Here is a 7,493-nt window from a genome sequence, read left to right as displayed (position 1 = left end):
CCCTATGTTTTCTACATTGTAAAAAATAATTAAAAATTTCGCACAATTTTTTTTTATTCCACCAAATAATTTCATAATATTGTCCTGCAGTAAGACACAAAAACGATGTGTACTTAGCAAAATTTCTTACTAATAATTTAATTCCTAAAAAAAAAATGGCAATTAAGTTTAAAACGTTACCGAGGTTAAATCCTCAAGACATGGAAGCACCACAAAAGTATTATGCTTCCTCAATTGGCAATGGCGAAACCGATATGGAAGCCTTGGCCGAAATGATTGCGTACCAGAGTACGTTAACCGACACGGATTGCTATGCCGTACTTCGATCGTTGGAACACAACATCATCAACGAACTCAAGCAAGGTCGGATTGTAAAACTAGGAAGTTTGGGCAATTTCCAAGTCAGCATTAGTGCTAAGGGGCAAGAAAATGCAGAAGATGTTACGGCAAATGACATTGTAAAAAGCCGGATTCTTTTCCGTCCAGGGAAAAAACTGCGTAATTTACTACTGAACTTGTCGTACCAAAAAGCCGGCTAGTAACCCGTCGCTAGAGTAAATTTAGCAATTTGAAAGTCTCGAGTGTTCCTGCACTCGAGGCTTTTTTTTTGTTAAAAACGGGCCAAATTAGGCTCCAATTCGACCGTACGAAACTTTTACTTCGACCGCACGAAACTTTTACTTCGTCCTGACCAGCTCAAAAACCCGCCCTGATGGTTTGAAAAAGTGGTCCAATCCTTCTTGAAGACATAAAATTCTAATTTTTGTACTAAAAATTGAAGCGAAAACAGCTGTAAAAAGCCCATATTTTGCCTAAAAAAAAACTTTTTTTGAAGTCATTACCTTACAAAAAACATAAAAAAACTTCAAAAATAGCGGCTAGTAACCCGTCTTTTTGAGCAAATGTAGTAATTTGAAAGTCTCGAAAAGTTCCAGCTTTTCGTTTTCAAATAATGTATAAGTATAAAAGAGAACTGCTCCTTTTTCTAAATTTTAAAACTATTGGTTTTAAGCATTTTTAAAAAGTAATGCTTCTAAATCGTTGATGCACAGATAGCTGCTAGGCTTTATTGCTGGTATAGGCGGAATAGGGGTTGGTAAAACTATTTTTTTGAAACAAAAATGTATGAAAGCTGTTCGCTTAACATTAAAAGAATTCAGAAAGTTTTAGAATTTATTTTTGGATTTACCTAAAAGGCATGCCATCTTCTATTTTAATATAGTAGAAACCATTAATAAATTTTTTTCTTGCAATTTCATCATATTACGGTTTCCCGTATAATTATATTAAGAGCTTTTTATATATTTACCTCCAATTGTTAAAATTTTTAAAGTACAACTCAAAAACTTTAGCTTACAACGCTACCACATCAACTAACAATGAACAAACAAGATCTAATCTCTAAAATAAAACAACTCGACGGCGTAACTCAAGACGAACGTGCGTATTTAATTAATTTAGTGAATACTAAGAAAAAATACGGCCTAGTTTGGGAAGACAAACCCGAAGATGTTGAAGAACAACTACGTAATAATTTACCAGTATTGCGAGAAGTTGTAGAGAAACGCATTTTGGCTCCTTCTCCTTTGGAGAAGGCGGGGGATGAGGCTCCAAACCATATTTTAATAGAAGGCGACAACTTGCACGCTCTTACTGCTCTAACTTTTACCCACGAAGGAAAAATAGATGTAATTTATATTGACCCACCATACAACACAGGAAATAAAGATTTTAAATACAACGATACTTTTGTAGATAAAGAAGATAGTTATCGACACAGTAAATGGCTTTCGTTTATGGACAAACGATTACGTATTGCTCATCGATTGCTGAATGAATCAGGTGTTGTATTTATCAGTATTGATGATAATGAACAAGCTCAATTGAAGTTATTATGCGACGAGATATTCGGGATTAAAAATTTTGTTGCAACAATCCCAACAATTATGAATCTTAAAGGAAACCATGACAACTATGGGTTTGCAGATACACATGAGTATTTTTTAGTTTATACGAAAGCTTTTGAAGGAAAAGAATTTGGTCATTTCGCAATTGATGAAACTGAGATAGAAAAAGATTGGAATGAGGATGAATATGGATACTGGAAGAAAGCTGATACATTGAGAAGAACAGGACAAGATGCTTCTCGTGCTAAACGACCAAAAGGATGGTTTCCAATATTCATTACAAACAATAATGAAATTTATATAACAGATGATGATAAGCCAATAAATGTCATTGACAATGTTTTATGGCCAATAAATGATGATGGGGATGAATTATCTTGGACATGGCAAAAATCAAAGATTAAAGCAGAACCTTACAATCTTATTGTTACAGATGCTAGAAATGGCGGTTTGAATATATACAAAAAACAAAGACCTCAAATTGGCGATTTACCCACAAAAAAACCAAAATCCTTTTTTTATAAGGCAGAATATAGCACTTCAACATCAACTAATCATTTAAAAGAAATACTGGGATCAAAAAAATTTGAAGGACCTAAGCCAGTACCCTTTCTCAAAGATTTATTCGTAATTGCAAATTTTAATAATGGAATAATCCTTGATTTCTTTGCAGGTTCTGGTACAACACTTCACGCAACAATGGCTCTTAATGATGAAGATGGAGGTAATCGTCAATGTATATTGATAACCAATAATGAAAACAACATTTGTGAGGAAGTTACTTATGAACGCAACAAAAGAGTGATTGAAGGTTATACTAGTGCTAAAGGTATTGCAGTTGCAGGATTAGAAAATAACAATTTACGTTATTTCAAAAGTGAATATGTTAGCCGCACCAAATCCTTAAAAAACAAAAAAGAACTTACAAGATTAGCTACAGAGTTGTTATGCATCAAAGAAAATTGCTACAACGAAGTAACTACTCAATATGGTGTAAAAAATTGGACAGCTATATTTGAAAGTCCAATTAAGCAACTCATTGTTATTTATGATGATTTAATGATTGAAGACAGTATTGAAATTATCAAAAAAATAAAAGAAAACCAACAAACCGATACGCGTATCAAAGTATATGTATTTAGTAACGGTCAATATCCATATACCGAAGATTTTGAAGATGTAGCCCCTTTTGTAGAACTATGCGCTTTGCCCGATGCTATTTACAAAGCCTATCAAAATGTATTGCCAAAAACCAAACGAGATATTGTACCAACATTAGAAGATGATGAAACTACTGATGAAAATTTGTTTAATCAATCCAACTCTTAACGCAAAATGATACTATTAAAAAAATACCAAGACGAAGCCGTTAATGATCTTTCGGAAAAATTATACAAGTTATTAAAAAAGCCCAATGCACGTCATAATTTAATTTTCAAAGCGCCAACAGGTGCTGGTAAAACCATAATGATGGCAGCTTTTTTGAATAGAGTTTGCGAAGAGTTGCCAGAACGATACGAACTAGAAAAACGCAAAGCAGCTTTTATTTGGATTGCTCCAAACAAATTATACATTCAGAGTTACAATGCCTTAAAAGGGTATTTTGCAGAAATGCGTTCCATAAAACCTATTTTCTTTACTGATATTTCGGATAATGAATTGCAACCAAGCGAAGTGTTATTCTTGAACTGGGAAAGCATCAACAAAGACAAAAACTTGATGGTTCGAGATAATGAAAGTGGCAAAACCCTATTTAATTTCATTAACAAAGCCAAATTAAGCGATACCGAAATCATCGTAATTATTGATGAAGAACATATGTTTGCCAATACTAAAACAGCCAAAAGAGCCAATGAAGTATTACAAAAACTCTATCCAAAAATAGAAATTCGGGTTTCGGCTACACCAACCACAAATAGTGATTATAAAACTTTGGTAGAACGTCAAGATGTAATTGCCGAAGAAATGATAAAAGAAGGCATTATTCTAAATCCTGCTTTAGACACCATTGTACAACAAGGTCGCTCATTAGAAGAAATTTTATTAGAACAAGCGTTAGCAAAAAGAGAAGAGTTACGCCAAGCGTATGAAAGTTTAGGTGTTAAAATAAATCCGCTTTTATTGATACAATTGCCTAACGATACAAGCGATAACAATACAGCCGATGATGAAAAATACATTGATGTAGTATTGCAAAACCTTGAATACAACTACAATATTACGGTCAATAATAATAAACTTGCGGTTTGGTTATCAGGCAGAAAAGACAATGTTGAGGATATTGAAAAACCCGACAATATGGTCGAAGTCTTGTTATTTAAACAAGCCATTGCTTTAGGTTGGGATTGTCCAAGAGCTGGAGTATTATTGATTTTTAGGGAATTAAAAAGTACTACGTTCACCATTCAAACCGTAGGTAGAATTTTGCGTATGCCAGAACAAAAACATTATCCAAATCCGTTATTAAATCAAGGATATGTTTATACCAATTTAAGTAAAAATCAAATCGAAATCGTAAAAGATGATATGAGTTATATCACAATGAACAAAGCACGTCGAATAGAAGATTATGTGCCAGTTCATTTGAATTCTACTTATATCAATACAAGAATAGTTCGTAATCGTTTAGGAGCTCAATTTAGAAAAGCATTATATGAAATCGCAGAATTAAATTGGGAATTAAAAAGAGAAATGGGTTCAGACCACTTTTTCGAAACCAATAAACAATTACTCAAAAAACGTTTCATAAATACGGATATAAATACTATTGAAATTGTTATCCCTGAAAATGTACTATTGACTGGAGAAGAGCAAACAAAATTAGTTACCGAAACGGCTCGTTTTGCAAAAACACCTAGTGAATTGGCTCGATTATTCAAAGATTTTTGTAGAGCATTAACAGCACCTTATGCAGCAGTTGATAGTACGCCTGTTTTAGAAGGTGGTATGAAATACTTTTTTGAAGACTACTTCGGTATTATTGAATATGATGCTATTAAAATAATGCTGTACGATCAAAACCAACCCATCTTCATTGAGTTAATAGAAAAAGCAAAAGAGCGTTATCAAGAAATGCAAGAGCAAAAAGCGAATAACGCCACAAAAGATGTTCAAAATTACGAATGGGAAGTGCCTATAGAAAGAATTTATAATGAATTATACGAGGAAAAAGAAGCAGTACAAAGACACGCTTTAAAGCCTTTTTATGAATACAACAGATCCTCTGGACCAGAACAAAGATTTAGAGATTTTCTTGAAAAAAACAAGGAAAATTTGCAATGGTGGTACAAAAATGGAGAAAAAGCCAAAGAACATTTTGCAGTTCCTTATATTGATTATTTGGGTAAGCAAAGTCTTTTTTATGTTGATTTCGTTATATTGACTAAATCGAATGTTACTTGTTTATTTGATACCAAAACAGCAGGAAGTGATCCAGCAAATGCACATTTAAAACACAATGCTTTAGTAGATTTTATTACAGAAAGAAACGGTAGAGGATTGAAAACTATTGGAGGAATTTTAATTGAAAAATCGCCTAATAATGTATCAACTTGGTGGTATTGGAGTAATAAAATTGCTAATACAAAAGACACGAATGGTATGGATATGTTTAAACCTGCGGAATAAAACTAATTTTGAAAAAGTAGCAATACTATGAACACTGGCGAAATACTTATTTATCAAAACCAAGAGGGTAATATCAAAATTGATGTTCGTTTAGAGGAAGAAACTGTTTGGCTTACCCAAGCTCAAATTTGCGAGTTATTTCAAAAATCAAAAGCCACCATTAGTGAACATATAAAAAATGTTTTTGAAGAAGGAGAATTACAAGAAAATGCAGTTGTTCGGAATTTCCGAACAACTGCAACTGATGGAAAAAACTACAATACCAACTTTTACAATCTTGATGTTGTCATTTCTGTTGGCTATAGAGTAAAGTCAATACAAGGAACACAGTTTAGAATATGGGCTACTCAAAGACTTAAAGAATATATTGTTAAAGGATTTGCGTTGAATGATGAGCGCTTCAAGTCGGGTAATTCAATGAATTATTTTAACGAGTTGCAAAGTCGCATTCGTGAAATTCGCTTATCTGAAAAATTCTTTTACCAAAAAATAAAAGATATTTATACTACTAGTATTGATTATGATCCTAAGGATGAAAAAACAATAGCTTTTTTCAAAGTAGTACAAAATAAATTGCTTTGGGCAATCTCTCAAAACACAGCAGCTGAGTTAGTATATCGAAGAGTAGATGCCAGTTTGCCATTAATGGGGATGCTTTCTTATGATAAAAAAGAAGCAAAATCCGTAACAAAACAAGAAGTAAGTATCGCAAAAAATTATCTTGATGAAAGCGAAATGAAATTACTAGGACTATTGGTGGAGCAATATTTGGCGTTTGCCGAAACTATGGCACAACAACAAACTCCTATGTATATGAAAGATTGGATTGCAAGATTAGACGGCATTTTGCAACTCAACGGAAGAGAATTACTAACACACGCTGGTAAAATAAGTCACGATCGAGCTTTAAAAAAATCAGCAACCGAGTTTGAAAAATACAAACTAACGCAAGCTGCTATTGAAAAAGAGCAAAGTCTAAAAGAAATTGAAGAAGATATCAAACGATTAAAAAAATAAAGTTATGATAAACAAAGGGCTAGACACAACATTCATACATTTCGGTATTCGTAAAGACGATATGGAAATCATTCAGCATCTTACCGAAGAACAAGGACTAAGCTTTGAATGGTTACAAGAAAACATTTTAAAAGAGTTTCACAATCTTAAAATCAATAACGAAGATATTGACAGCAAAAAGATTGAAAAAATTATTGAAAAGGCTTTAAATAAAATATAAGTACTATGCTCATTACCAAAATAATTGCCAAAAACTTTAAAACCTATCGTGAACTCGATTTGGATTTAACCGTAAACGAAGAGCAACCAATAATATTAATTGGTGGAGAAAATGGTGGTGGTAAAACTACTTTGTTTCAAGCCATTTATAGTGCGTTGTATGGTCTAAAAGTAAAAGATGAACAACACTTCAATAAATTACAAAACGCTGGCGAAAGGGCTAAAAGTTCTGGAAATAGCAGCAACAAAATTGAATTAGAAATTCACTTCACGGGTAAGGTATTACACAGCGATTACAAATACATAATCAAGCGATTATATACACTCAATGCACAAAATAATCCAGTTGAAGCAGTGATCCTTAATCTTAATGGAGACATTTTTAATTACGGTACGGCTACACCACACGCCGAAAGAGTAAAAAAAGAAGCCGAAGTAAATAAAATAATCAAAGCCAACCTACCACAAGAATTAAGTAAGTATTTCCTTTTTGATGCAATGGAAGCAGGTAATTTGTTAAAGGACGAATACCTTAATCGTGTCATCAAAGAGAATATTGAAAACGTGATGGGTTTCAATAAGTATATTCAATTAGGCAATGCAACCAATACACTAACGCAAGAATACATTGCACAAAGTATTGAAATTGAAGAAGAAAGAACACAATACAAAAACCTTTTAGAAGAACATAAAAAATACCTAGACTTAATTGATGCTACTAAA

6 protein-coding genes are annotated in these 7,493 nt (G+C 32.9%); all 6 read left to right on the top strand.

Annotated elements, in window-relative coordinates; translation table 11 throughout:
- The first annotated feature begins 155 nt into the window (after nucleotides 1-155).
- The gene (locus ACIQ2X_RS11860; RefSeq protein WP_396179128.1) at nucleotides 156-539 is read left to right on the top strand and encodes an HU family DNA-binding protein; all 384 of its coding nucleotides are present in this window, start codon (nucleotides 156-158) and stop codon (nucleotides 537-539) included.
- An 840-nt stretch (nucleotides 540-1,379) separates the two neighbouring features.
- Nucleotides 1,380-3,236, top strand: coding sequence for a site-specific DNA-methyltransferase (locus ACIQ2X_RS11855; RefSeq protein ID WP_396179127.1), 1,857 nt, complete (start codon nucleotides 1,380-1,382; stop codon nucleotides 3,234-3,236).
- 6 nt (nucleotides 3,237-3,242) lie between these two features.
- On the top strand, nucleotides 3,243-5,534 hold the full coding sequence (locus tag ACIQ2X_RS11850; protein ID WP_396179126.1) for a DEAD/DEAH box helicase: 2,292 nt from the start codon (nucleotides 3,243-3,245) through the stop codon (nucleotides 5,532-5,534).
- A gap of 27 nt (nucleotides 5,535-5,561) precedes the next feature.
- Nucleotides 5,562-6,551 carry a virulence RhuM family protein gene (locus ACIQ2X_RS11845; RefSeq protein WP_396179125.1) on the top strand — a complete coding sequence of 330 codons (990 nt, stop codon included), beginning with the start codon at nucleotides 5,562-5,564 and terminating at the stop codon, nucleotides 6,549-6,551.
- A gap of 4 nt (nucleotides 6,552-6,555) precedes the next feature.
- Complete coding sequence (locus ACIQ2X_RS11840; RefSeq protein ID WP_396179124.1) at nucleotides 6,556-6,771, top strand: hypothetical protein; 216 nt, start codon at nucleotides 6,556-6,558, stop codon at nucleotides 6,769-6,771.
- A gap of 5 nt (nucleotides 6,772-6,776) precedes the next feature.
- Nucleotides 6,777-7,493: AAA family ATPase (locus ACIQ2X_RS11835; protein ID WP_396179123.1), on the top strand; the 717-nt coding region annotated here is incomplete at its 3' end.

The sequence above is a fragment of the Flavobacterium sp. genome, from assembly GCF_044368625.1.
In the GTDB taxonomy this organism is placed as follows: domain Bacteria; phylum Bacteroidota; class Bacteroidia; order Flavobacteriales; family Flavobacteriaceae; genus Flavobacterium.
This window is presented reverse-complemented; position numbering and strand designations above follow the sequence as displayed.